Origin of the sequence: Enterococcus sp. MMGLQ5-1 (assembly GCF_013155265.1) — a bacterium.
Classification (GTDB): domain Bacteria; phylum Bacillota; class Bacilli; order Lactobacillales; family Streptococcaceae; genus MMGLQ5-1.
The window spans coordinates 1-25,317 of record NZ_JABJXU010000010.1 but is presented as its reverse complement, the minus strand read 5'-3'; the positions used below and the strand labels follow the sequence as shown (position 1 = coordinate 25,317).

25 protein-coding genes and 2 pseudogenes are annotated in these 25,317 nt (G+C 31.5%); 13 read left to right on the top strand and 14 right to left on the bottom strand.

What is annotated here, in order from left to right:
• Nucleotides 1-129 precede the first annotated feature (129 nt).
• The 5 genes and pseudogenes from HOY35_RS10340 (at nt 130) to HOY35_RS13675 (ending at nt 5,655) form a co-directional block, all read left to right on the top strand.
• The gene (locus HOY35_RS10340) at nt 130-2,907 is read left to right on the top strand and encodes a hypothetical protein (RefSeq protein WP_172213509.1); all 2,778 of its coding nucleotides are present in this window, start codon (nt 130-132) and stop codon (nt 2,905-2,907) included.
• Nucleotides 2,908-3,033: 126 nt separating this feature from the next.
• Nucleotides 3,034-3,359: pseudogene (locus HOY35_RS10335) on the top strand (tyrosine-type recombinase/integrase); the annotation flags it as partial.
• A 1,121-nt stretch (nt 3,360-4,480) separates the two neighbouring features.
• Nucleotides 4,481-4,591: a DUF2786 domain-containing protein gene (locus HOY35_RS13510; protein ID WP_349627508.1), complete on the top strand. Its 111-nt coding sequence runs from the start codon at nt 4,481-4,483 to the stop codon at nt 4,589-4,591.
• A gap of 7 nt (nt 4,592-4,598) precedes the next feature.
• Complete coding sequence (locus tag HOY35_RS10330; protein ID WP_249641542.1) at nt 4,599-5,084, top strand: DUF2786 domain-containing protein; 486 nt, start codon at nt 4,599-4,601, stop codon at nt 5,082-5,084.
• Between the two features lie 514 nt (nt 5,085-5,598).
• A complete protein-coding gene (locus tag HOY35_RS13675; protein ID WP_367649913.1) occupies nt 5,599-5,655 on the top strand; it encodes a hypothetical protein in 57 nt (18 codons plus the stop codon).
• Between the two features lie 163 nt (nt 5,656-5,818).
• Here the strand turns inward: HOY35_RS13675 and HOY35_RS10325 are convergent, their stop codons facing one another.
• A complete protein-coding gene (locus tag HOY35_RS10325) occupies nt 5,819-6,046 on the bottom strand; it encodes a hypothetical protein (protein WP_172213511.1) in 228 nt (75 codons plus the stop codon).
• A gap of 186 nt (nt 6,047-6,232) precedes the next feature.
• Between HOY35_RS10325 and HOY35_RS10320 the strand changes: the two genes are divergently transcribed.
• From HOY35_RS10320 to HOY35_RS10300, 5 genes are all read left to right on the top strand, one after another.
• Nucleotides 6,233-6,511, top strand: coding sequence for a TIGR04197 family type VII secretion effector (locus HOY35_RS10320; protein WP_172213513.1), 279 nt, complete (start codon nt 6,233-6,235; stop codon nt 6,509-6,511).
• Between the two features lie 2 nt (nt 6,512-6,513).
• The gene (locus tag HOY35_RS10315; protein ID WP_172213515.1) at nt 6,514-6,876 is read left to right on the top strand and encodes a hypothetical protein; all 363 of its coding nucleotides are present in this window, start codon (nt 6,514-6,516) and stop codon (nt 6,874-6,876) included.
• A 161-nt stretch (nt 6,877-7,037) separates the two neighbouring features.
• Entirely contained in the window at nt 7,038-8,462 is a 1,425-nt protein-coding gene (locus HOY35_RS10310) for a hypothetical protein (protein WP_249641543.1), read from the top strand.
• A 17-nt stretch (nt 8,463-8,479) separates the two neighbouring features.
• The gene (locus tag HOY35_RS10305) at nt 8,480-9,037 is read left to right on the top strand and encodes a hypothetical protein (protein ID WP_172213517.1); all 558 of its coding nucleotides are present in this window, start codon (nt 8,480-8,482) and stop codon (nt 9,035-9,037) included.
• A gap of 60 nt (nt 9,038-9,097) precedes the next feature.
• Nucleotides 9,098-9,538: a hypothetical protein gene (locus HOY35_RS10300; RefSeq protein WP_172213519.1), complete on the top strand. Its 441-nt coding sequence runs from the start codon at nt 9,098-9,100 to the stop codon at nt 9,536-9,538.
• A gap of 118 nt (nt 9,539-9,656) precedes the next feature.
• Here the strand turns inward: HOY35_RS10300 and HOY35_RS10295 are convergent, their stop codons facing one another.
• The 12 genes and pseudogenes from HOY35_RS10295 to HOY35_RS13505 form a co-directional block, all read right to left on the bottom strand.
• Nucleotides 9,657-10,259, bottom strand: a complete 603-nt coding sequence (locus tag HOY35_RS10295) for a recombinase family protein (RefSeq protein WP_172213521.1) — start codon at nt 10,257-10,259, stop codon at nt 9,657-9,659.
• Between the two features lie 30 nt (nt 10,260-10,289).
• Nucleotides 10,290-11,102 (bottom strand): MerR family transcriptional regulator, encoded by an 813-nt coding sequence (locus HOY35_RS10290; protein ID WP_172213523.1) that lies wholly within the window; start codon nt 11,100-11,102, stop codon nt 10,290-10,292.
• Nucleotides 11,103-11,588: 486 nt separating this feature from the next.
• Nucleotides 11,589-12,179, bottom strand: a complete 591-nt coding sequence (locus HOY35_RS10285; protein ID WP_172213525.1) for a recombinase family protein — start codon at nt 12,177-12,179, stop codon at nt 11,589-11,591.
• A gap of 13 nt (nt 12,180-12,192) precedes the next feature.
• Entirely contained in the window at nt 12,193-12,504 is a 312-nt protein-coding gene (locus HOY35_RS10280; RefSeq protein WP_349627507.1) for a BRCT domain-containing protein, read from the bottom strand.
• 734 nt (nt 12,505-13,238) lie between these two features.
• Nucleotides 13,239-14,396: a mannitol dehydrogenase gene (locus HOY35_RS10275; protein WP_172213529.1), complete on the bottom strand. Its 1,158-nt coding sequence runs from the start codon at nt 14,394-14,396 to the stop codon at nt 13,239-13,241.
• Nucleotides 14,397-14,439: 43 nt separating this feature from the next.
• Complete coding sequence (locus HOY35_RS10270; protein WP_172213531.1) at nt 14,440-15,111, bottom strand: ribulose-phosphate 3-epimerase; 672 nt, start codon at nt 15,109-15,111, stop codon at nt 14,440-14,442.
• A 62-nt stretch (nt 15,112-15,173) separates the two neighbouring features.
• The gene (locus tag HOY35_RS10265) at nt 15,174-15,998 is read right to left on the bottom strand and encodes a PTS system mannose/fructose/sorbose family transporter subunit IID (RefSeq protein ID WP_172213533.1); all 825 of its coding nucleotides are present in this window, start codon (nt 15,996-15,998) and stop codon (nt 15,174-15,176) included.
• An 18-nt stretch (nt 15,999-16,016) separates the two neighbouring features.
• Nucleotides 16,017-16,778: a PTS sugar transporter subunit IIC gene (locus HOY35_RS10260; protein WP_172213535.1), complete on the bottom strand. Its 762-nt coding sequence runs from the start codon at nt 16,776-16,778 to the stop codon at nt 16,017-16,019.
• 22 nt (nt 16,779-16,800) lie between these two features.
• A complete protein-coding gene (locus HOY35_RS10255) occupies nt 16,801-17,277 on the bottom strand; it encodes a PTS sugar transporter subunit IIB (RefSeq protein WP_249666052.1) in 477 nt (158 codons plus the stop codon).
• Nucleotides 17,274-17,699: a PTS sugar transporter subunit IIA gene (locus tag HOY35_RS10250; protein WP_172213539.1), complete on the bottom strand. Its 426-nt coding sequence runs from the start codon at nt 17,697-17,699 to the stop codon at nt 17,274-17,276. Before HOY35_RS10250 ends, HOY35_RS10255 begins: the two co-directional genes overlap by 4 nt.
• A gap of 199 nt (nt 17,700-17,898) precedes the next feature.
• Nucleotides 17,899-20,352 carry a sigma 54-interacting transcriptional regulator gene (locus HOY35_RS10245; protein WP_172213541.1) on the bottom strand — a complete coding sequence of 818 codons (2,454 nt, stop codon included), beginning with the start codon at nt 20,350-20,352 and terminating at the stop codon, nt 17,899-17,901.
• Between the two features lie 503 nt (nt 20,353-20,855).
• Nucleotides 20,856-20,978: pseudogene (locus tag HOY35_RS13505) on the bottom strand (ATP-binding protein); the annotation flags it as partial.
• Between the two features lie 1,451 nt (nt 20,979-22,429).
• On the opposite strand from HOY35_RS13505, the gene HOY35_RS10240 reads away from it, so the two are divergent.
• The 3 genes from HOY35_RS10240 to HOY35_RS10230 all read left to right on the top strand — a co-directional run bounded on the left by HOY35_RS10240 (nt 22,430) and on the right by HOY35_RS10230 (nt 24,864).
• Complete coding sequence (locus tag HOY35_RS10240; protein ID WP_172213543.1) at nt 22,430-23,344, top strand: hypothetical protein; 915 nt, start codon at nt 22,430-22,432, stop codon at nt 23,342-23,344.
• A 211-nt stretch (nt 23,345-23,555) separates the two neighbouring features.
• The gene (locus tag HOY35_RS10235; RefSeq protein WP_172213545.1) at nt 23,556-24,413 is read left to right on the top strand and encodes a macro domain-containing protein; all 858 of its coding nucleotides are present in this window, start codon (nt 23,556-23,558) and stop codon (nt 24,411-24,413) included.
• Entirely contained in the window at nt 24,403-24,864 is a 462-nt protein-coding gene (locus HOY35_RS10230) for a TIR domain-containing protein (RefSeq protein ID WP_172213547.1), read from the top strand. The genes HOY35_RS10235 and HOY35_RS10230 overlap by 11 nt, the downstream gene beginning before the upstream one ends.
• A gap of 207 nt (nt 24,865-25,071) precedes the next feature.
• Here HOY35_RS10230 and HOY35_RS10225 read toward each other — a convergent pair.
• Nucleotides 25,072-25,317, bottom strand: a 246-nt coding sequence (locus HOY35_RS10225; RefSeq protein WP_172285821.1) for an IS3 family transposase, incomplete at its 5' end; no start/stop codon positions are given.

The window sequence follows — 25,317 nt, the reverse complement described above, 5'->3', positions numbered from 1 at the left end:
ATTACATTAACCGTTAATCATTACAAAATAATAACTGAGACAAGCATAATTGACTTGTCTTTTTTGTCGTTTTTTAACGTAGTAATAATTAATGAAGTATTTTAAAAATAGTCAGGAAAGGATTGAGCAATGAAAGACTTAAAAAAGAAGCGATTTAGCTTGGGTTTAAAATATCTCCTCGTCTCATGTGGCTTGATTTTATTATTTTTGGGATTAACAAGCGACATACATTCCATGTCCCAAAGCATTTGGGATAATCGAAAAACAGTCGATTATGAACAAATCGAAAAAAATGAGGCCACCTTTGATTTTGAAACCTTTCTAGCCGACAACTACGATGAAAGATTAGTTGAAAGCCTAACGGATATTCCACAAATTTATTGGCATGAAAAGCAAACAAAAATTGAAGTGATATCGGGGCATGTTGAAAAAGAAAAATATTTTCCATTAGAAGGTGGGATTTCTAAAAATCCCGAAGACCCTTATTATCAATCTGATTTTAGTTGGAGTCCAAGTGATTTTTTTACTATCGGTATTGGTAATCAATACCGCATTACTCATGTCAGTGAGCTTGATGATGGGACAGTACTTGATTTAATTGTCACAGTTAGGGGCACCTCGCGCCCAAATGAATATAGCTACACCGATAATGTCGGAGCACTTGTTAACCCAAAGGGCATGCGTATCTTACCACAAGATGTGGGTGCGGGGACTGATGGCAAGCCACTTTTTGAGGATGTGATAACCTTTATACCATATGGTTATTCTAAGGTTGATTTAAGCTTTAAGCTCGTCCAAGCGGGTACCACACAAGCACCAAAGAGTCCGATTGGTATTTTCGCTGTCTGGCAGGATATTGATGCAAGACAAGCCATTTTTGAAACACTCAGTGAACAAATCTGGGTGCCGACAGACAAGTCCAATAAAAATCCCGAATACCGACTAACCAATTTAGAACCTATTGAAAACGGGACATGGTTAAAAGATCTTCAACCAAACTTCGCCACAAACGGCATTGATGGCGCACGAGGCTATTATTTCAGCTTTGGCCTTAAAAATAGCTTTAATCTATCATTTAACGATGGCGTCTATGATGATTCGAACCAAGAAAAGGGCAACAATCAGCCATATCTTTTCTCGGTATTAGGTCAACAAAATTTAGTTACATTGACTGAAGAGGATGGTCAAACCCCTTGGACACCGCCAAGCAATAAGCCAAAGCCAGATGAGCCAGAGCCAAAACCACCTGTCATTACTGAAGGGACTGCGTTAGTTGAATTACGAGATAAGGATACGAATCAATTATTGACGGTTGGTGACTTTACAGCGACAGAGGCCTCGGTAACAGGTAAAAAATACCGCTATGACTCGAGTCCAACGCATACTGGGACAAGCTATCAGTTTCAAACCGCAAAGGGTGTGACCTTACTTAATGCTGTTACGGATACTTATCATAAAAATGAGGTGAGCTACTATCTCGGCGGCTATGATTATTGGTATGATGATAATGATATTATACAAAGCAGCTGGAATGCTTATAAATACTATTACCCAGCAATTAGTGCCAATCCAGATGTCAAGGTGACGGTCACTCAAACCAAAGCACCAGAGAACTATTATCTAATAGCTGGTCAAGGTACGCAAGCTGATACCTTCTTCAACCAAGGGGTACATCAAGATAAAACATTCATTTTTTATAACTATCGCAAGGCTGATTTAAATGTCCAACGCATTGAGATTGACACTGATAAAGCAAGCGCTGGCCTTCCTGTTCGGGTTTATCTCAATAAAAAAGCCAGCTCAACCGATGCCGACCAACAAAAATTTACGCTAAATCTTTATAATCAAACGACCAATCAAAAGGTTTATACGTGGGGTGAAATCAAGATTGGTGATCTGCCTTTAGGGACGGCGACTAAAACCTTCACTGGAACGATTCCAACGAGCGATTTGAGCGTTAACCAAAAGCAAAGCTACGAAGCACGGATTGAGAGCTTTAATGCTGATAAGGTTCAGTTGAAAAATGGCAAGCTTGATACAGAGGGTTATACAGCGGTTGAGAAGTCGTATACGGCAACGATTGATACGACTGGCAATCAGACAGGCGATAGTCAAGGGGCAAGCTTTACCTTTACCAAAAATCAGGCGGTATTTAAAGGTGTTGTGCAAACCTCACGTGAACAAGGGCTGCCAATTGAAAAAGATGAGGAAACGATTGCTTGGTCGTATACTAAAATCCCAAATACCAAGTCAGGCTATGGCTTTGAGCGCAAGCTGACTACTAATTATGTGATTGAGGGCAGTCGAGCTAAGGCAAACTTCGACTATGCCTATGATTTAGTAATGGATAAAGCATTGGTTGAAAAAGATACTTATGTCCCTTATACCGCAGTTGGTAGCCAAGCTAAGCTACCATTAGATGCAACAACCAATACGATTAATACGATTGCGGTTCATCAGGTTGCCGAATTCCCGAAAGTTCAATCTGAGAAGATGACCGGTGCGATTTTCACGGACGAACAGGTTACGGCGAATGATTCACGGATTACGACTGGCAAGACTGAAGGTTTTAGGGCTGCTGGGCGCAAGTTTTATACACCAATCTGGGCAAAAATCAGAAACTATGAGATCGATTATCAAAGCACCAAGGCCATGGGCGTCCATGCGATTAATGTGCGCTTAAAGGACAATGTCAATGTCTATGCCCAGCTCTGGGTGACAATGGATTCCGTGACCCAAAAATATGATGAGTTGATGATTATCCCAGTCTTTCCAGATGAATATGTGCCACCTGCAAGCTGGCCGAGCTCTGCGACTACTTGGCTGAGAGATACGATTAAACAAGATAGCGAGTGGCATGGGACAAAGTATGTTTTGAATGATGAAGGTGTGTTTGAAGAGGAATAAAAAAAATTTAAAAAAATCCAATCAAAAGTAAAAAGAATAAAATATAGTAAACGATAAACAGCTTCAGAAAATGGAGTTGTTTTTTTACTTTTCCTGCAATATAGTCCATTTACAAAAAATTGTTCTAATATCAATCAACCACTTCACACAAATTATCTTAACTATCGAATGAAATCAATTGAGCGCAGACATCCACATCTTGCACACGCAACACCTCATAAATTAAGACATACAGGTGCAACACTTGCTAGACAGTCTGGCACATCCTTAGAACAAATTTCTGAAGCATTAACTCATAGTGATACTAACATCACTAAACCTATGTGAATAAACCAAATGTCATTAAATTACCTGTAGGCGAAATCGCCTATCGCAAATTGTTTCAAAATGATATGGACTGGAATGGTGTCAACTGTGGTGTCAATAATCGAGCCTTTAAACTAAGTTTTTAAAGTGCCCTTTGGTTGCTTGTAAAAACTTAGTTCAAATGCATACCTTTGTCACTAACTGCCTTAAATTGCAAGCAATTTTCAGAGAGTAAGTGGCAATGGCAAAAAAGCGTTTCACAAAATGAATTGCGAAACGCTTGAAACGTTGTATTGATTGGTACTCGATTTCTTCTAAAATCTCCGTCCCATACTGTATCCGTAAGCGAATCAATTCGCAACGGCTCCAGCATATTAACGTTTTGAAAATTGTGAAGCTTTACGGGCTTTTTTAAGACCTGGTTTTTATAGTTTTTGTTTCAGATGATTTCAGATGGTTTTAAATAAAACATTATTCAAGAAAAATCTTTCACTCACTTGCACTGGATTTCAAACAATTCAACTGGAATGGTGGGGATTTTGTAAAAAATAGCGAGCTGGAAGAATATCTTTCATAAAAATCTATACGATAAAATTCCAAATTATATTATTATATTTTCTAAAAAAATATAGTCGCCTTATTGGTATATTATAGAAAATTTTAACTGATCAATTATTTTTTCAATATTCCTAGCTTTTCTTTTTTCTCCTCTAATCAACCTGCTTTCTTTACTTCTCCTTATTTTTCATATATATTTCTATAATCTAGTTATTGGATATATCCTATAAAAGTAGATATAAAAAAGTGTGTTATAGTCTATTTAAAATGACACAATATCAAAAGGATACTTTTATGACAAAATACAAACGTTATGATGAAGTTTTTAAGCAATCTCTTGTCAGCCTTTATCACTCGGGCAAAAGCCAAACTGAACTATGAAAAGAATATGGCGTATCGACCTCATCAATCAAATAATCAAACAACACCCAATGAAAAAGAAACAAAATATTTTAAAGAAAATTAATTATTTTGTGTCTACTTTATTAACATTGTTCCAAATTGGCTAATATTTATAATGAGAATCATTTTATACACCCTTATCTTGAAGTACAAGAAGATACAGCTGAATTAATTAAAGCACGTGCTAAAGCGTTATCAGAAGGACAAGTAATTGATTCTGATTGATATGGTAACTTGGCTTAGTCATTAGATTTTGAAGAAAATAACGACTTTCGTGGGGCAATCTAATTTATATTTGGAGGTTAATGTGACAAACAAACAACAAGAAAAAATAAAAAAATTATTAGCCTTAGCAAATGATGAAGAAAGTATGACAGCTCTTTTAAAAGCACAACAATTAATGCTAGCATATTTCTGAGTCTGATATGTTTGATTACAAAACTAAGCAAGATACTCAAAATATTACAAATCAAGTAATTTATGAAGGTAGACCACACAAATGGGTATACGAATTCGCTAGAATAATAGCTAAAAATTTCCGAGTGAAGTTTTATTATGAACAAGGAAATACCATTTTATTACATTTTCTAGGTTTAGATACTGATGTTCAAATTGCTGAAATTACTTTTCATTATGCTAAAGGCAGTGTAAGTTACTGCGCCCAAAATTTCATGCAAAAGAAAGAAATCAAACGGAAATATAAAAGAAAATGGGAATTAAAACGTGATTACATTGAAGGTTATTTAACAGGTTTATCTAAAGCATTAAATCAGCTGGTCATTGCAAATGGCTATGAATTATCCTTACAATTACCACAAATCGTTTTATCTTCAGCAAAAGAATTAAATTTAGTAGCTGGTAAAGATACTTCTCATACAATCAAAGATTATTCAATTTATTACAATGGCTAACATGAAGGCTTAAAATTCAAAAATCGTGAATTAATTGATTGTTAAGATTAAATATTATTTTGTCGCCAAACTTTGCTTGCTGCAGGTTGCCAGGGCATAAAATTATTGGCGACATTTATTACATTTATGGAGGATCATTTTTTATAAATCAGATACATTCAAAATTAGAAAATAAAAGAAAACAAATCGGTTTATCAATTGATGAATTAGCCTAAAAATCTGCGATTGGCATAATGACTGGTTGTGCAGATCACATAAAGTTAACAATTCAATCCATTGAAACTGGCAAAATGCCTTGTCCTAAACCACGTAAAACATATGAATATGCGGCACTAGCAAAAGCTTTAAAATGCAAGGTTGATGATATAATCTGATTCAATTAATGATATAATGATTGTTGTAGAAAAGTTATGACGGTGGCTATCTTTACGGAAGGTGGTGGTGCTTATGAGAATAGGTGCTAAAATCTTAAGAAAGGAAATGCCTGTTGACAGTCTATCAAGCTTTGAGCCTAATGATTGCTTTTGCAATATTAGTCCTGAAGCTTAACGGCAAGAACAACAAAAAATAACCGTCTTATCTTTGGCACGATAACGGTTATTATTTAACTTACTCAATGCCACCGTCTTAAACGGTTCTGCATTAGGGGAGTATTAGCGTACTCCTCTTTTATATTGTCATTATAGCATCAATATCTTTTTTTTTCAATTTTGAAGTAATGATCTTGTGGGTAATTATTTGTTTAACTTCCTAACAATGTCTTTTGATATTAAAACTTGTAATTCGAGATTGATTGATTCACGTAATTCATCAGATATTGAATTAGTTAAAATAGCAACTTGTTTTGCTAAATCATCTTGATTTTCAAATGAGAGTGTATATCTTTCAGTATCGAAGTTATCAATAGCACTTTCAGCAGATTGCCTAATTAGTTTATGAAGGTTGACTGATATTTTATTCATAGTAATTCTCCTTTAAGTATTATTCATGCTTATCATACATCGTTTCTTATGACAAATTTCGACAATTGATAGCTATTTTTTAACATTGTTGGTGCTACAACTAAATATTATTTATAATTATGATGATAATTTATTAATCTATTCATCAATGATATAATATATAAAATAACATCTAGGAGGTTAATTATGGCTGGAGGTAAAATCAGTTCTAATACTGTTGCGGCTGATGCTGCAATTAATGAGTTAGTCGGCATCAATACAGCTGAATTTCAAAATAATCAAGTTGAGTTTGGCTATACTTCTGAAATTCCAGGTATGGAAACAACTCGACAAACCGCAAATCAAATGTTACAAGCAATTAGTGAATTCAGTTCAGCTGTTTTAACACAGGCAAACAAATTTCCTGAATTAGCTGCTAAAATTGAAAAACGTGATATTGAATTGAGCAATCGTTGGGGTGAATGAAGATGGTACATGATATTAATGCAGAAAAACGTTTTGAAATCGCACAAGAGATTCAACAAATTGAACAAAACGAGGAAACATTGCATCATTTAAAACAAAATTTCCAGCGTTCTTTAGAACAATTTCAGAATGATTTTAAGCAATTAGCGAATGAAGATGAAGCATTGAGTTACGATTCTTTAAAAAATGGTAATCCACTTGCACAAGCAGATATTCAAAACAGTCAAACCATTAATCATCAATTGAACGTTTATGTAGAGACATTTCAAGAAGCAATTGAAGCCTCAAATCGACAAATGACTCAGAATATGAATGAGCAAATAGATTTACTTCATCAGGAAAGGAACAAATTACCATGGGCATAAAATATAGTTCCTCTGATTCTAGTAATCTCATTCAAGCAATTAATAATAATGTTAACCTAGCAAATCAAATTACTGATTGACTCGCCTCTGGCGCCAATCATTTAATCTGCAGTCTTGATTCAGGTGAACTTCAAGGTGCTGCTTACACCGCAGGTAGAGGCTTGTTTAGTGAAATCATTATACCAGCGATTCAAAAACTACAGCTGGCGATTGATGATATTCAATCTGAAATAAGCAGTTATCAATATGCGGATTCAATTGTATCTGAATATGGGACATTAGATATGGATTCATTAAAGAAACAACTTAAATTGAGAAAGCAGCAACTCAAAGAAATTGAAAAGCAACTTAAGAATAATCAAGATTTTTTTAAGCAGGCACAGGCTTTTGTGACTGGAAACTTAGGTAACCTATTAGCACAGAATAGTGCTTTATATCAGCTTCAAGATGCGGTTCAAATGAGAATTAATGATACGCAAGAAAGAATTGATAAACTGGAATGGTTCGTGGCTGATGTTTCTAAATATTTCTCTGATAGCCTACAAGTCTTACAACTGGCTATTAAAGGTGCAACCGAGTTAAATAAGGTAACTGTAGACTCTGATGGTAACTATTATACAAATGATGCTGATATGAGTTGGTTAACTCAAATGAAGAATACACAGATAGATACACAAATACATGGTAATAAACCAAGTACAGATCAAACTCTAGAAGATGCAGTAGCACACTTAGGTTTAACACCAGATGCACTTGCCTATTGGAAAAAAGAAATGAAATCGGAATTAAAAAATATTCCGAAGGATCAATGGCAAAAAATTATTAAGCAAGCTTCAGAAGGTTTACAGTTTGATAGTGAAGGTAATATAATTCAAATCGGCCCATTTCAACAAGGGGTCATCGTTCTAAAAAATGGCGTTTATGATGAAAAATTAACGATTACAGCAAATAAAGAATTAGATGCAGAGAATTGGGAAGCAATTAAAGATAATTTCGGACAGTTATTGGCTGGTGGTGCCTCTATAATAGCTGGTGGATTTCTTGATTTAGTTGGTTTTGCGACTATTACTGGTGGTAGTGCCTTTTCATTATCTGGAGTAGGCGCACCTATAGGTGCGCCTGCAGTTGCGGCTGGTATATCATTAGAAGGCATAGGCACTGGATTTTTAATCGGTGGTATGGCTATTGCGGGTAATGCACTAAGTAAATCTAATGTAGATCCTGGTAGTGCCGATTATAGCTTTTCTTCTAATTCAGAATATCGTGAGCAAACTGTTAAAGACACTAATAAAAAAATAGATGATTTAACAAAAGAATTAAACAATTCATCTAAAACTCCAAATAGTAAAATAAAACAATTTGATAATTCTGGAGGAATGGATCAAATAAATAAAGATTTTGATAGTTTAAATTTGAGTAATGTGAAAGAGATAAAAACTCAATATGGGGCGGGAAGAACAGGAGATCTTCCTGACGGTTCCACCGTAGGTACAAGACCAGGCAGTAGCGGAAAAAGTGATAATGCACCTACTCTTCAAATAACTAGACCCGATGGAAAACAAATAAAAATTAGATATCCTGAATAAAGATAAGGTGATAATATATGAAAGTAATACCAATATCAAAAGTGATTTTTCCAAAAATAATTAATAATGACCTTGAAATTATGAAATACGAAATTGGGGGATTTATCTCAATAGCTATAGTTTCTGATTTAGAAGAAAGTGATAAGAAAATATTAAAAACCACTATATCTGTTCCTATTCTAGCTTTAAAGGTAATGGATGATTTTAATTATATGAATTGGGGGAAAGAATATATTTCTGAATATCCAAATTTAGATACGCTAGATCGAGAAATATTCGTGAATAATATTGTAATGGAATTTATAGAAACAAAATATTTAATGGATTTCAATAAGACAAGTTCAAATATGTATGTTGAAAAGGCAAGACATTTTTGTGTGCATACCAGAAACGAAATAATAGATTTTATTTCCGAAATCGAACCGATTATTCGTTTTGATTATATAGATAAACAAGAATACGAAAATGAAAAACAACTGACAGTACCTTCAATAGAAGAATTTGAACTCATGAAAAAAGAATTAGCAGAATTGCGTGATTTTAAACAAAAATATGAAAGCTCATTCCAATTTTAATTTATATATTTTGATAAATAACAATAAATTTTATAATTACTGGGGGAAAGGGTATAAAACGTGGGATTATTTAAAAAATCTAAAAATAATAGCAGTACTGGTGAAAACTCTAACAAGTATAATTTAGCTGGTGCAAACATTTCAGTAATTAGTTTTTTTAAGTCAATAAAAGATTTTGAAAAAGGTAATCAGGTCGGATATGATGATGGATTATTAGTATTTCCTGCAAATATTGCTCAGGATGTCTTAAATTTAGCAGCTGGAAACCCCAGAATTATTGAGCAACTTCTAGATTTCCCTAATAAATATTTAGGTGAAACACCAATCATTATTGGAGTTCCTAAAAAATATATGAATAATTTACGAATTCCCTCGGGTAACGAACAAATTTATATTGACTTAGAAGATCATTGGATTCCTGGAGGAATAAGGACAACAGGAGTACCAGAAGCAATAATAGATCCTGTCAGATGGAATGACGTATTTTTTCAAAATATTTAAAAGCAACGTTACAGCTCTGTTCTATAAAATGATGCCAAGGTATAATCTTTTGTCCTAAATTTAATTTGTGATGGTATTGAAACATCACAAAATAATTAACATTTTTTCATAAACTCCTTTAGCTATCTCTTTGAGATAGCTTTTTAATTTTATAAACAGTAGGTCTTGATATATTGTTCTTTTTAGCAATTTCTGCAACCGATAAGCCTTTATCAAGCATGGCTACTACTGCTTCATAGACTAATCGTTTCTGCGGGTTATTTGAGCTTTCTGAATACTCAGCTGGTCGACCTTTATAATGACCTGCAACCTTAGCTAACTCGATACCTTGCCTTTGTCTTTCTTTAATCTTCTCACGTTCATTTTGAGCAATATAGCTCAATAATGAAAGAAACATATCAAACATTGCTGTATCTAATAGTTCATTTCCAGTATTGAAATTTAAAAATTGAGCATCTAGTATTTTTATATTGACCTTTTTCATTTTAAAATAAGCTACTGTATTTTTTATATCTTCATAATTTCTACCTAAACGATCCAAAGCAGGCACTACTACTGTGTCACCTTCTCGTACATAATCTAATAAATTTTTGAATTCAATACGATCTGTATTCTTGCCACTAGCTTTTTCTTGAAAGAGTTTATCAATATTTTCATCTTTCATCATCGATATTTGTCGATCTAAATTCTGATCTACAGTTGATACTCGAAAAATGACCATTTTCTGAACACTCAGATAATTACAATCAAACTATTTGGTTACTATGAATCCAGATTCTGTTACCCAATTTTCAGGATTAGGATCTTGTGCTGGAGATACATGTGAGATATTCACCATTGGTCCCGTTATTTGATAATTATTTACTTCAATCCATGTTGCTAATGCTTCAGTTACTTCAGGCATTTGCTCGTAGCTTCCGTTAAAAGTAACTGATGCCATCATAAAACTAGGTGCGTTAAGAAATTTAACAGTGCTTGTATCTTTATAATCTCCAACGATATTACTTTGGATCTCGATATCAACATTATTTTCCTTGTACTCTTTGTCATGATAAAAAGTTAGTCCCATTGGCGGATTAGTCAATGTAACTTTTTGTTGTAAAGATTCGTTGTATAATTCAGCCCAAAGTTTTCCTTCCTCATTAAATGTAGGAAGAGTCTTTCTCAAAGACATGACTTTCCGCTCAGGGATTGTTTTTAACTCAACACTATATTTTTCCATGTATATTCCTTCTTTCATTTTATTCTGATATTTTTTAATATACTGCTGCTTCAATTGAAGTTCTTCAAGTTCGGACTCAATTTCAATAATTCTCAGGTCATAATATTTTTCTAGTTGCTCAGTATCATTCGATTCTAGTATCTTCTTTATTGCCTTCAGGGGTAAGCCTATCATTTGTAATGTTTTTATTCTGTTAACTGTCTCTAATTGTATAGCAGAATAATAACGATAATTCGTGAAAGGATCAATAGTTGTAGGAACTAATAAATTTATTCTTTCATAATAATGTAATGCTCGAACTGTCACTTGTGACAATTTTGAAAATTCACCTATTTTAAACATGTTCATATACCTCCGTTAGCTAACTTACACTCACTATAAACTATCACGTAGGGGAAGAGTCAACAGAAATTATAATGGTTGACTCTTCCCCTTTTTGAAACCTGAAGCTTTCCAGACAGCTTGTTTTTAGGCGACAAATATTTTTACTTATTAAATAATAAAAAATATGAGTAAGCTACTTTTATATCGGTAGCTTTTTTCTTAAAAACTCCAGTTTTATTAATGATGAAACATTGATGTAATATTTTTTTAGAGACTACTACTACTTTTTAGGGCAAAAACAACCAATACCACTTATACCAATCCAATAATTTTGCTATTATTGTCGCCAAAATTAGTTCGCTGTAGCTGCTCGAAGGTACTTTAAACAGGTATAGCCGTATTTGAACGATATTAGAAAAGTAGATACATCTTTAAGCTAATTTAGTAAAAAAATATTTGTCAATTTAATTGTGCCCAAAGGATACCAATTAGTATAAGAAATCTTTAGTCTATATCCTTCTTTTGATACTCTTTTCTATATCGTCTAAAAGTTGATCTATTAATCCCAGTTTTACGTTCAATAGCTTTTTCTGTAAAGCCCTGTTCATACAATTCAAAAGCATGTTGCAAACCTTCATCATCTTCAGTATATTTACGTTTTCTACCTTTGAATCTGCCTTGTGATTTAGCAATCGCAATACCTTGCGCTTGGCGTTCCTTGATTCGCTTACGTTCTGATTCTGCTTGATATTTATATAATTCAATTACTAAGTTGTTAATTAATCTTCTCAAATTATCATCTTCAATACCTTGCATAGATGGCAAATTCATAACTTCTAAGGTTGCCCCTTTTTGTTGGATCAAATTCATAATATCTGTTAAATCTTTACTATTTCTACCTAGTCGATCTAGTTCTGATACTACTACAATATCATCTTCTCTTAGGTAATCTAACATGGCTTGTAATTGTTCACATTGAACGGTCTTACCGCTTACTTTATCCGAGAAAATTTTAGATACATCTTTAAGTGCTCCGATTTGTCGATTGAGATTTTGTTCTTTGCTACTAACTCTTATATAACCAATTTTTGCCATAAATAATACTTCCTTATAAATTATTTAATAATGATTGAAAATCTTTTGTTATTAGAGTGATAAACTCCTTTTCACTAATCAATTTTATGTTTTGAGATAACTTTCTTCTATTATATAGAGCATTTATTACTTTTTTAGGCTGCTGTTGATTGTCTAATAAATTGGTTTGTTGATAACCAATGACAAGTATCGTAGTTTGTTTTGTAATACTTGACTGATTAGTCCCATTTAATGCTGATACAATTCCTTGAGCTTGTTTTCTTGTCATAGTTGACAGTGTGCCTGTAAATACAATAAATTCATTTTTTAGAAAAATCAGAATCACCCCATTTTAAACAAGTCTATTGAACATCTACAAACCCTATTATATCAACAAACATAAATAGTTCAATAGAGTATACTCTATTGAACTATTTTAAATGATTCAGAAACATAAATCGAGATATTATAGAAATGAAGCTATATTATTTATTATTAAATTGACAATAACTATAATAATTTTTCTGATAATAATTAATGAATAAACAAAATATTTTTTGGTTTATTCATTAAAGTCTACAGAAGCATCTCATCACGATTTTATATATAATTTATAGCTTAATATTAGATTTTTCTAGAACTCTATTTTGATTTTTTTAAATCCTATGATGTAATTGAAAATCTAACAGATATCTTATAAATTTGATATCCTTCTAAAGATTTCGTTTCCACTATTTACTAATCTCTAGCCTCTAAATTTTCTATTATTATCGTGTACCATCACTACCTGTTACAATATCTCTTCTTAAAATTTTATCATGATTATCTTATAATTCAAATTCTGCATTAGTTAATGTTTTCGAAGTTTGACCGTCTATTTTTTTCAATACAATTTTTCCAAGATTTGAATTTAAATATGAATTTTTAAAGATTACATTCTCTTTATAAGTTGGGATAGCTATCAATTGAACATCTTGATTCTCAAATTTAACTTATACTTTATATTTTGTAGCCTCATAACTAATTATATCATCTGTACCAGTGACTATTTTTAAATTTATTATTTTCAGCACAATCATATCAAATTGCATTATAATATTCTAGAAGCCCTTTAAACATATCGGATCCTTTTTTAAGTTCTAAAAATTTTTCAATTGCATTCTCAATTCCATTTTCAGATATATACCGTTGAAGTTTTACTGCTTCTTCATCATCAGGGTTATCATATCTCAAAGCATAAGCTGCACCACACAACAAGTGTTTATTTAGTAAATTATACTCATAGGCAATAAATGCAGGTCCCATAATTCTATCATCAGGAGATAATTTCCGAAGTGGTTGACGCGCAACTCTTGCAATCGGGTCATTGATACCCTCTTGATTGTAATCATCATATCGCTTGATAATCATTTCATTAATGTAATTATTCATTTCGCTATTTGAGAAGCCGAATTTTTTTTCTAAACCAGCAGCAGATTCATGTATGGCTTCTTTTACTATTTTTTGGATTTCTGAATCTCTCAGTGCTTCATCAACCATTGTGTAGCCACGTGAATAGCCAATATAACTAGTTATAGCCAACCAACAATTCACTAAATAAATTTTCCTTTTAAGTACGGCTTCTAAATTATCAACATATTCAGCACCCGTAATCGGTTTACTATCTGGATCATCTAATTTTTGACGTTCTATCGCAAGTTCATGAGAATCACTAACTGCTGTCCCTTCTTTACCGTTATAGATACCTCCAAATACAAACCTATCAACACCCGTATTCGGATATGCACCAATATTTTTTAACTGTTGTAAAGTAATAATTCCTGTATCAATCATATGATTTACTAATGTATCAGTTCCCATAATAGCATTCTCACAAGCCATAACCAGTACTCTACTTCTACCTTCAGCTAATCGCTTTTTCAAGCCTTCAGCTAAAACAGGTGCAACATTCACTAAATTCGTTTTCATAACAGAAGTCAGAATAATATCTACTTCAGAAATTAATTCAATTATCTCTTGTTGATTTTTTACAAGAGAAAGTGCAGAAACATGATTAATAATCTTTTCATGATAGTTATGGTTAGTCAAAAATAAGCTATAGCAATTGTTTTCATTTATCTCGTTAATTACCTTATCAGAAACATCCGCAAAAATTATTTCATATCCATCTTCATGAAGCAAATCACCAATAAATCCTTGACCAATTTTTCCCGCACCAAAAATCAATGCTTTCCTCATTTTGTAATCTACCACCTTTACCTTATTTTTTATAATTTCATGGTTAATTTAATACATCCATAAATTCATCGTAGTATTTTTTAAATGTCTTTGGACTTTTTAGAATTTTTGATGCACTGCCAACTACAAAACCATTCGCACCACTTTTACACATTTTTTGGCTGTTTTCTGGTGTTGTATTACCATCTACTAAAAGATCAATTTCATAATTGTGTAAATCTAACAATGTTCTGATTCGCTTTAATTTTTCAAACGAATTTGGAACTAATATTTGTCCAGCAAATCCAGGATTTACTGTCATTAAAGTCACATAATCTAGTTGATCAACAGATTCTTCTATGTAAGAAATAGGAGTTCCAGGACTAATTACTAACCCTGATCGACACCCCATATTCTTAATTTTTTGAAGCAAACGATAGGGTTGTTTCGTTGTTTCTGGATGAAAACTAATCCAATCACCTTTAGTCACGCTAAACATATCAATATAATCCTCCGGTTCATTGACCATTAAATGAATATCCACCGGAATTTGTGTCATTTCTTTAATATCTTTAAAAACTGATGTACCTAGCATAATATTTGGTACAAAATGACCATCCATTACATCAAAATGAATAACAGAGAGATTATGTTCATCAAACTGTTTCATGTATGCCTCATATTCATAAATTTTTGGAACCATAATTGATGGAGATATGAATTTAGTTAATCCCATATGCTTGAACCTTCCTTTATTCTTATTTCTAATTAATATATTAATTCTTAATTTATGACATCTTAAAAAATTCCAATGACTGCTCCAATTACCGAAATTAAAACTAAGATTAATAATACTGTCGTCGACTTCATTTTTTTATTTAAACAAACTAGGGCAATCATTGTAACAGCTAATGGCAACATCCCTTTTAATAGTTTATCTAAAATGTCAGTTTGTACATTTAGCTTTAAATCATCGAATTTAAAAACTAATTCTGTACTCAAACTCACGTAATTTGCTGTTAATGCTCCAATAACAACACCACCCATAACTTTGGCACCTAGCATTACCTTTTTTAATAAATCGCCACCCATTAATTTTTGGATACCTTCTTTACCATAATTATAGCCTTGCATCCATAGATAATAGGCAAGTCCCAGCATTATAGCAAACATTGTTACAATATAGAAAATCGGACCAAAGACATTGCCTTCCGAACCAATACTGATTGCAATAGATAACAAAATTGGGACAAGTGTACCTTGCCACAACGTGTCTCCAATGCCAGCTAATGGACCCATCAACCCAGTTTTAATAGAATTAATTGCGTCTCCTGTAATTGTTGAACCAGCTGCTTTTTCTTCTTCCAAAGCAATTGTTAAACCACCAATAATACCACCAAAATGAGGTTCTGTATTAAAAAATTCTAAGTGACGGTGATAACTTGCTCTCAATGCCTCTTCATCATCACCATAAAGTTTATCTAATACAGGTAGCATAGCGTGTAAAAATCCAGAAGATTGCATACGTTCATAGTTATAATTTGAATGTGAAAAACAAGTCCAACGCCAAAAACTTTTTTTTATATCTTTTTTCGTTAATTTCTTTTCCTTCATATTTTCCATTTATTTGTCACACTCCTTTTATTTGACTTGACTAGGTTTAAATAATAATTGTGTATAAACAAAGGCAATAATAAACGCTAAAATTGACACCGCAATAATTGGTAATTCTAAATATACTGCCAAAACAAATCCTAAAAAATAAAATACAGCAGTATCTTTACTCATAATGGACTTCAATATCATAGCAACCCCTAAGGCAGGTAAAACGCCCCCTATTACTTCTAGCACGTGTAAAGGTTTACCTGATAAGGCATCAAGCACCTCCTTCACAACTCCAGATCCGAAATAAGCAATAATAAATACAGGAATCACTGAGATTAACATTAAAAAGAGTTGCGGTGCAAACATCTGGATACGATTAATTTTTTTTGAGTCAGTATTATCTGCAGCTCTGTCAATCATATGTAAAAAAGAAATATCGACCGTCATATGTGCAATCCATATTACAGTTCCCAGTAAACCAATTGGGACAGCCATTGAAACTGCGACTTCTGGGGAAGCATTTGCCGCCATCGCTAAAGCAGTCCCTAATGTCCCAGCCAGCCCTGGATCCATCGGTACAGTGCCACCAGCTGAAATATATGCCAAATATGGTAGACTAATCGCTGCACCAATCATACAGCCCTGAACAACATCACCAAGTACTAAGCCAACCAATGTGCCACAAATTAAGGGACGAGCTAATACTGTACTCCCTAGCAATGTTAACCAAGGCGTACCATTAATACTAAGATAATAAATTAAACCAATTAATAATGCTTGAATAATATTAATTTCCATTTTCTTCTCTCCTTATTATTATTTATAAATATTGTTCGATATTCATACTCTTTTCCTCTGGAATCACTTGTACATATACAGAAGTACCATCCGATATGATTTGCTTAAAACACATACGCTCTTCATCACTAGCTGAAATGTTACGATATAATTGTGTCCTATCTTTTCTCGCTCCCATTCCACCAACATTCAATTTATCAATTTTTACACCTCCATCCATGATATGCTTAATGACAGTTGGATTTTTGGCTAAAACAATCAATTTATTGCCATCGGAATTTTGAGTCAAATAATTAATTGAGTCTTCTTCTGACTTAATCAAAACTTTTATCCCAGATGGAGCAGATGATGTCATAATCATCTTCAAAAAGTCGTCCTGTGCAACATCATTATCAATAATGACAATTTCGTTTGCCTTTGTCTCATGAACCCAGGCAGTCATAACTTGCCCATGAATTAAGCGATCATCAATGCGAGTAAATACAATATTTCTCATCATGCTTCCTCCTCAGTAAAATTTTTTGCTTCTGCAAACAACTCTTTAATCCCTATTTTTCCAACTTCCATCACATGCTTGGTTAATTCTTCTAATGACATTGTTTCTCTACATAAAACACTCTCAATAAACATAGAAAAATTGATTCCCGAAATCGAACGGTATGAATTGGGTCGTAATTTTTTTACACAATAGGCTGTTGCCTTAAATGGACTTGCGCCATATAAATCAGAAAAAACCAATACACCATCACCATCATCTAGCTCTTTAATTTTTTCAGCTGTTTGATCATAAAACTCATCAATATTGTTTCCACCGTATAATCCTAAATAATCCACTTTTTCATTTTTTCCAACAATCATTTTTCCACTATCTACTATACTTTTAGAAAAATTGCCATGACTTAATACTAATATTCCAATCATATACTCACCTCTTCACGAAATTCTATTTACATTTATATTTAAAGCAAAAAACGTGCCATTATTTTATGCACACATTTCTTCACTTACAGAAAGCGTTTTTCAAAAAAGTTGTCATTATCTGTGACAATATAATGCACACATTAACACTTTTAACATGTGTGCATAAAAAATATCTGTCACACATAATGTGTGACAGATATCAAATAAAAGTACGAATAATTTTCGTAACATACAAAATCTCACTGGCCGAGAACTCTGTACCATATGTCCTTTCCAATATGTTCAACTCTTTAGCAATAATATGATATAGCTCATCCTTTATATTTTCTGATACCTCAAACTGTAAAGTTTCTTTTCTAATTGCTCGCTCAATCATTCCCAAGCAATGAAAATAAAACTTAATAACTAATGTATCAATAATCTCGAATTTAATTTGTTTGGATAACGAGATAAGTATCTCATCCAAAAGTTCCGTCGCACCATAAACATTTAAAAAAATAACACTTTTCTCTAAAGAATGATAAAATAAATGATCTTTATTTTTGATTAATCTACGACTAGAATAATCAAATATATTCGTATTTTTTCGATTAGTAGTATAGTAATTAACCTCTTCCAATAATTCACTGATTAACTGATTTAGGTTCAAATTGGCAAATAGGGCTTTTCTAGTAGCATCGATAATAATCGGTGAAGTTACATTATCAACAACCATTGTATCAATACCTGTATCCTTAATTAACTTTGATGGAAAAGTTACCAGTGACCCCATATCAACCAATAGTAGTACCCCAGAGCCTTGATCTATTAATTTAACCATCTCTACCACTTTTTTATAAACATTTTCAACAGATTCATCCAAGGGCATATCCACACCCACCGCATGATTAATTCCTAGTAAATCATTTACCATTTTCGCCAAATTTGTTGCCACACCGATACCATGCATCAATATTAAAATGCCAATTGGATTCTTGCGTACATCTTTATATATCGTATCTAAAAATAATTCAATAATATCTTGCTCTTCTGATGAAATTAAAACATTCATTTTATTATTTACTTCAACAATCAGTTTATCGGCATACTTTCTTAACGGTGAATCGGATACCTTTTCAATAACTTTATTAACTCGGTAGGGAATCGTACTCGTTTGTAGTTTCAGTACTAATGCCTCAATATGAAGTGCTAAATTATAAACAACATGACGATCACACACAATATCTAAATCATTAGATATTTCTTGAATAATTTTATCTACAATAACTAATATTTCCTTAGAAACAAGTTTTTCAATTCCTTTATTTCTAGGATTTTCAATAATATCATTTTTTAAATCAACAGAAAAAAAATCATCTAAAAAATAATTAATCTTGGTCTGAATTTCTTTCATAGAACGACCTTCTCTTAAAAGATTAGAATATTTTTCTAAAATTACCTTGTAAAAAGAACTTTCATTATCATTACTAACTTCATAGTTAATTCTTTGTTTCTGTTTTTTTTGACCATGATAATAGACACTATCTCTAAAAAACTGTTTTTTATTAGCTAATTTATTTTCTTGTAAAACTTTTTTCATCTCTGTATTTTCATCATAAATTTCAATTCGTTCTTGTTTTTCAAGCATTGCTTTAGCAAACTCTTTAGCACAGAAAATTTGAACATCATTTTTTAGTTGTCCAATGTTGCCAGAACAATTATAAGTTGATAGATACTCCAATATATTAGCTTTAACTAAAATTTCAAGATTAATTTTTTGAGATTCTAAACAAAAAAAATGATCGATTAGATTCAAACGTTCTTGCGTACTTCTGTCTTTCAAATCAGGCAGCGTAAGTACCATCGGAAATCTTCGTTTAAAAGTTTGAAGAACAGAACTCTCTATATTTTCAGTTGTTGCACAAATTATAAGTATGTCCACATCTCTATTAACATTTTTTGTTTCACCCATTCTACGATATTTCCGCGTATCAATAATCGTAAATAGCATCTCTTGTCCTTCTGGAGGTAAACGATGAATTTCATCTAAAAAAAGAACGCCGTGATTTACTTGTTCAATTAATCCAAATTTATCTGTGTCAGCGCCTGTAAATGCTCCTTTTACATATCCAAATAAAACCGATAATAATAATTGCGGGTTATTGGAATAATCTGAACAATTAAAATGAATGAATGGACTTTTGTTATTAAAGCGCCCTATTTCTTGACCATACCGAAACATGATTTTTGCAAAGGTTGTTTTCCCAACACCTGTAGAACCCAAAATAATTGTATGAAGTCCATTCGGCGGGTACATGATAGCAGCCTTAGCAAGATTCATATGAACTGCCATACTTCCTTTTGTACCAATAAAATTAGAAAAAGCTCCCTTTTCTTCCATTTTCATAAGACTTTTATTCTGTTTTTCATTTTTAAAACTTATTAATGTATTTTTTGAATCAGTATCCAAATAAAAATATTTAACAGGTTTTCCTTTTTCTTTACCTAAAATTTGGTCTCGAACTAAATTATTTAATTCTCTACTAGCTGCCGTTCGACTAATAGATAGATAATTACTAATATCTAGAGTTGTAATTTTAAAATCAGATTGGTTATTTAAAGATTCTTTTCTTTTTTTTTTCAAAAATAAGATAATTTCATCTTTTCTCCTCATATGCTCACTTCTTTCTGCACTTAATTTTACTGTGAGAGATGGTACAAATTTCAAAAATAATAAAATTAAAATACTGATTATGGCTATTCCATTAATGAATTAGAAATATTAATAGAATAATATTACCTACAGATAAAAAACTAGAAATACTCATTTTATGTGGAGTACATAATCGATATTGATTATAAATAGTTTTTCCTCCTATGCTTCAGACTGAAGATTCTGTTGCAAAATTTTCCGACAAACTTATTTTAGGTTAAAATGATAGAAAAAGATAGCATGGAGGAACGAATATGGACCATTTAAAAGGGAAACAATTTTAAAAAGATGCGATTATCGTCTCTGTGACTATTATCTTCGCTATAATTTTAGATACCGTAACAGATAAGAAACCACGATTAAAGGCATGAAAACGATTCGAAAAATATACAAGAAAGTCAAAAAGTTGATCGGTTATCAAGGGCCACAATAAAATGTTGGTTTTAGGCCATTGAAATAATTAATTATTTAGTTTCTTTATTCTCACTGTAACTCTTCATTCTGTATGAAGGACCAGTAATTTGAATAATTTTAGAATGGTGGACCAATCGGTCCAGTAGTGCATTTATTAGTTTTTTGTTCCCAAATCCGAGAAGCAGCGGAGGAACGGTAGTTCTTCTTTCTCTAAACTGATCTAAATTATCGGCCATACCTACATCATAATATCGTTTTACTGTTCGATAGTCACAATTATATTGTTTTGCGAGAGCTGCAAAATCAGATACATTCAAAATTATAAAAAAAGAGAAAGCAAATAGGTTTATCAATTGAAGAATTAGCCCAAAAATCTGTGATCCGCATAATGACTGGTTGTGCAGACCACATGAAGCTAACAATAAACTATATCGAAAATGTAACAACTCCTTGTTCAAAATCTCGTAAAACATATGAGTATGCGGTCTTGGCAAAAGCATTAAAAATGTACGATTGATGACTTAATCTGATTCAATTAATGATATAATAATTTTTGTAGTAAGTTTATGGCGGTGGCAATTTCTCTATAAAGGGGGGAATGCCTATGATTTTTCTTGTTTGCTTTTTCCCTAGAAAGGAATAGCATTGACTGTATTTGAATCATTAATGTTTGGATTAGCTTTTGCGACATTAATTATTAAAATCAGTGATAAAAATAAAAAAAGTAAAACCGTCATAAATCTTTAGCCAGATTGATGGTTTTACTTTAAACTATTTATTAGCTACCGCTTTAAACGGACTACTAATGGGAGTATTAGCGTACTCCTCTTTTCTATTGTCATTATAACACCTAAAAAATTTTTTATCAATATTACTAACTTGAGGTGCTATAACTTGCATTAACCAATCATTATAATATTCATGATATAACATACTAAATAAAAAAATTGAACTCAACATCATTTTAAAGGGTAATAATGAATTATATTTTTGCAGAAAATTTGTTGAACACATAATTTAACTAAAAAAAAAGCCTTCTGAGCGTTTGAAAAGTATTAATGCAACATATTTGTTACTATTCGGAAGCTTTTATTATTACTCTTATACCCGCAGTATACAAGTCCAAATAATACATATTGTTACACATGATGAAAAATTATTAAACATTACTGATGAAATTATAGATTTAACTTAATTTCTTATCATGAATAAACAATATTAGAATAAGAATCACACCAATAAAAATAATTATTTTAGAGCTTGAAAAAAGAAAAAGTACTCCTGCAATGTATCCAATCCATTTAAAAACAAAGCCCGCATAACTATTTCCTCTTTCTTTTTCATTTTCTCTATTTGAACTTCTATCAAATAAATCAGTATAATCATTAATAAATAGCCCACCTCTTATTTTTAGTAATGAATGATGCTATTAATAGTATAAAACAACATAAAAGCAGAATTAAAATGATTTGGTCAATAGTGGTCATGATGAATTCCTCCTCGTGATTGTTTACCACCAGATAAAAAAATTGATTATATTTTTATATTTTCATTTTTTTTTTTTTTGTTATAATTAAATTAAAATGTTTAATTACAATAATTATAATAGAAACGAGGTTTTTTTATGGTTGCTGCAGGACCTTCAACTATTTCTAACATAGGGCTTGACTTCTCTCCAGTAAGAATTTTTTTAAGTTGGTCGGGTTTAAGAAGTAAAGAATTAGCTCGAATTTTTAAAACATATATTAACGACCTTTTCCCGAAGGCTAATATTTACTTATCATTAGACATTGCTGGAGGGAATCGATGGCGAGAAAATTTAGAAAAAGGTTTGGAAGACCGTAATTTCAGCATTATATTTTTAACAGAAGCCAATTTGAATTCTAAATGGTTATATTTTGAAGCGGGTGCTTTAAGTAAAGCTATGGTAAATGATAGAATTCAACCTTTTTTATACAATCTGTCTTTAAGTAATTTAAGTGAACCGTTGTCTAGCTATCAAGCAAGAGAAATCAATAAAGAAGAGATCCTAAAGACAATATATGATATTAATAATTTACAAGAAAATTCAGATAGAATAGAGAAAGCTACTTTAGAACGTAACTTTAATAGGTTATGGAATGAAATGAATTCTGAACTAAAAGAAATTGAGAAAATAGATGACACCGTCAGTGATACTCAAATTTCAGATGCTAATTTACTTATGGATCAATCAACACAGACATCTGAAATTTTACAGATTGTTAGACAATTACAACAAAATAAACAATCCGTCATGAAAACAAGATCTGAAGAAACTACCTATATTTCTTCTAACGAAATAAAAGATAAGGTATCTGCTATTATAGACACTGTAGATTTAGACAAAGGTAAAAAAAATAAAGATATAATTATTTACGAACTTGTAGAACTTTTAAAAAATGATTCAGAAGCTTCTATAAGTACCAAATCAATGCGTAAATCGCTTACAAATATTGCAACTAGATATGCCGTTAAATTAGTAGTTTTAAATGAAATTATTGATAAATTTAAATCTTAATTTATCATCACTAATAATAAATATTAGTTATAAATTAACAAATTTAAGCATATAACTTATGTTCTATTTAAATAACTTATATAGTTATCAATTCTTCTCAACAATTAATTTTATAAACAGTAGATAATGAAAGAAACATACCACATATAGCTGTACTTAAAATTAATAAAAAAATTAATTTTTTATAACATTAATAAGGAATGATGCGATTATGAATAAAGTATCTTTTTTTGATAAAAGACTTTTAAAAAAATTTTGGCAAGTATTTTCTGGAGTTGGTGGGACAATTTCGTTCATACTACTTTTTTGGGATATTCCTAAAAAATATAAAATTGTTGCTCTCTTGATAACTGTAATTATTCTGATTATATATTATGTTAATGTATGGAGAATCGCAAATCAACAAAAAAAAATAACATTACACTTTGGAGAATCAAGTGTAGACATATATTTTGGCGATATTTTTCAATCTGAAGATGAAGATTTGAAAATTATTACTTTTAATGAATATTTTGATACTGAAATACGTGATAATCCACAATTAATTTCTCCAACCACGATTAATGGAAAATTTATTAAAAAAAATAAAAATAAAATATCTCTGTTTAATGAGATAATTGATAATGATGAACATCTAAATTCAGAAATGTTAATAAGAACAAATCATAATCGAAAATATGGGAAGAAAAAACAATATAGACTAGGTTCTCTAGTTCACTTATCAGATAATTATTTAGCAGTTGCAGGTTCCAAGTTTGATAAAAAAAATAATGCCAATATAACAATGCGTGAATATATTGGATTTTTATTGACATTTTGGGGGGAAGTAGACCGTTTGTACAATAATCAGAGTGTAGTAATTCCAGTGTTTGGATCTGGTATTTTACGTTTTACTGATGGTTATGCTAATGCATCAGCTCAGGAATTACTAGAAATTATCATTTGGACATTTAAAATTAGTCGTATAAAAATTGCATATCCAAGTAGAATTAAGATAGTTGTATTTGAAAATAAATCAGACATGTATAATTTATACAAATTAAAGGAGATAGAAAAAGATGGTTTATAAAACAAAAACGTATATTGCTTTTGACGGGGGTAATGATATGAATTATTATAATACACTAAAAATGTGGAGTAACAATGACAAGATTAATTTTAAATTAAATAATGCTCATGATTTAAAAAGTGCTCTAGATTCAAGTTTACCTGAATCTATCAAACGAAGTTTACGAGAACGTATACAATCAAGTAAAATTATGATTTTGATAGTAGGCAAAGAAACCCATCATCATATCAAATTTGTTAAATATGAAGTAGAATATGCTAAATCACTAAACATGCCTATTATTTTAGCTGTTATTGATGGTGGTATTCTACCGAAAAGTTGGTTTTTTGATTATCCGGTTATTCAAGTTCCCTTTAAATTAGAAAATATAAATTTAGCAATGAATGATTGGCCATTAAAATTTCAGCAACACAAAAAACAGAGAGATGTGGGCATTTGGCAATACAAATGAAAAACTCTTAAAATAAAATTGAGTGACTTTTATTTATAATATGAAACAGCTGTTACTAAGAAGTGGTTTTAATAAACAAAGATAATTTAATTTGGTATTTCCTTTATAGGATAAATCCAGAGTGGAATGAATGTGACAAAAAAAAACGAATCTTTATCTGAACATGGGAAGTGCAACTACTTTTTGATACAAAATAAAAAGAGCGACTCAATTTAATCTTGCTGATCGGTATTCAACGGGCGAAAGATACCCTAATTTGGATAAAATTCTATTATGATTCCAAAAATAGATGTATTTTTCTACAATATCGATTACTCTAGTATTAGAGCCTATCGGCTCTTTTGAGATGTAGAACGTTTCTGACTTTAGTGAGGCATGAAACGACTCTATTGGAGCGTTATCTGAAGGTGTACCCTTACGGGACATACTTTGGATAACGTTTTTCTGTTTTAC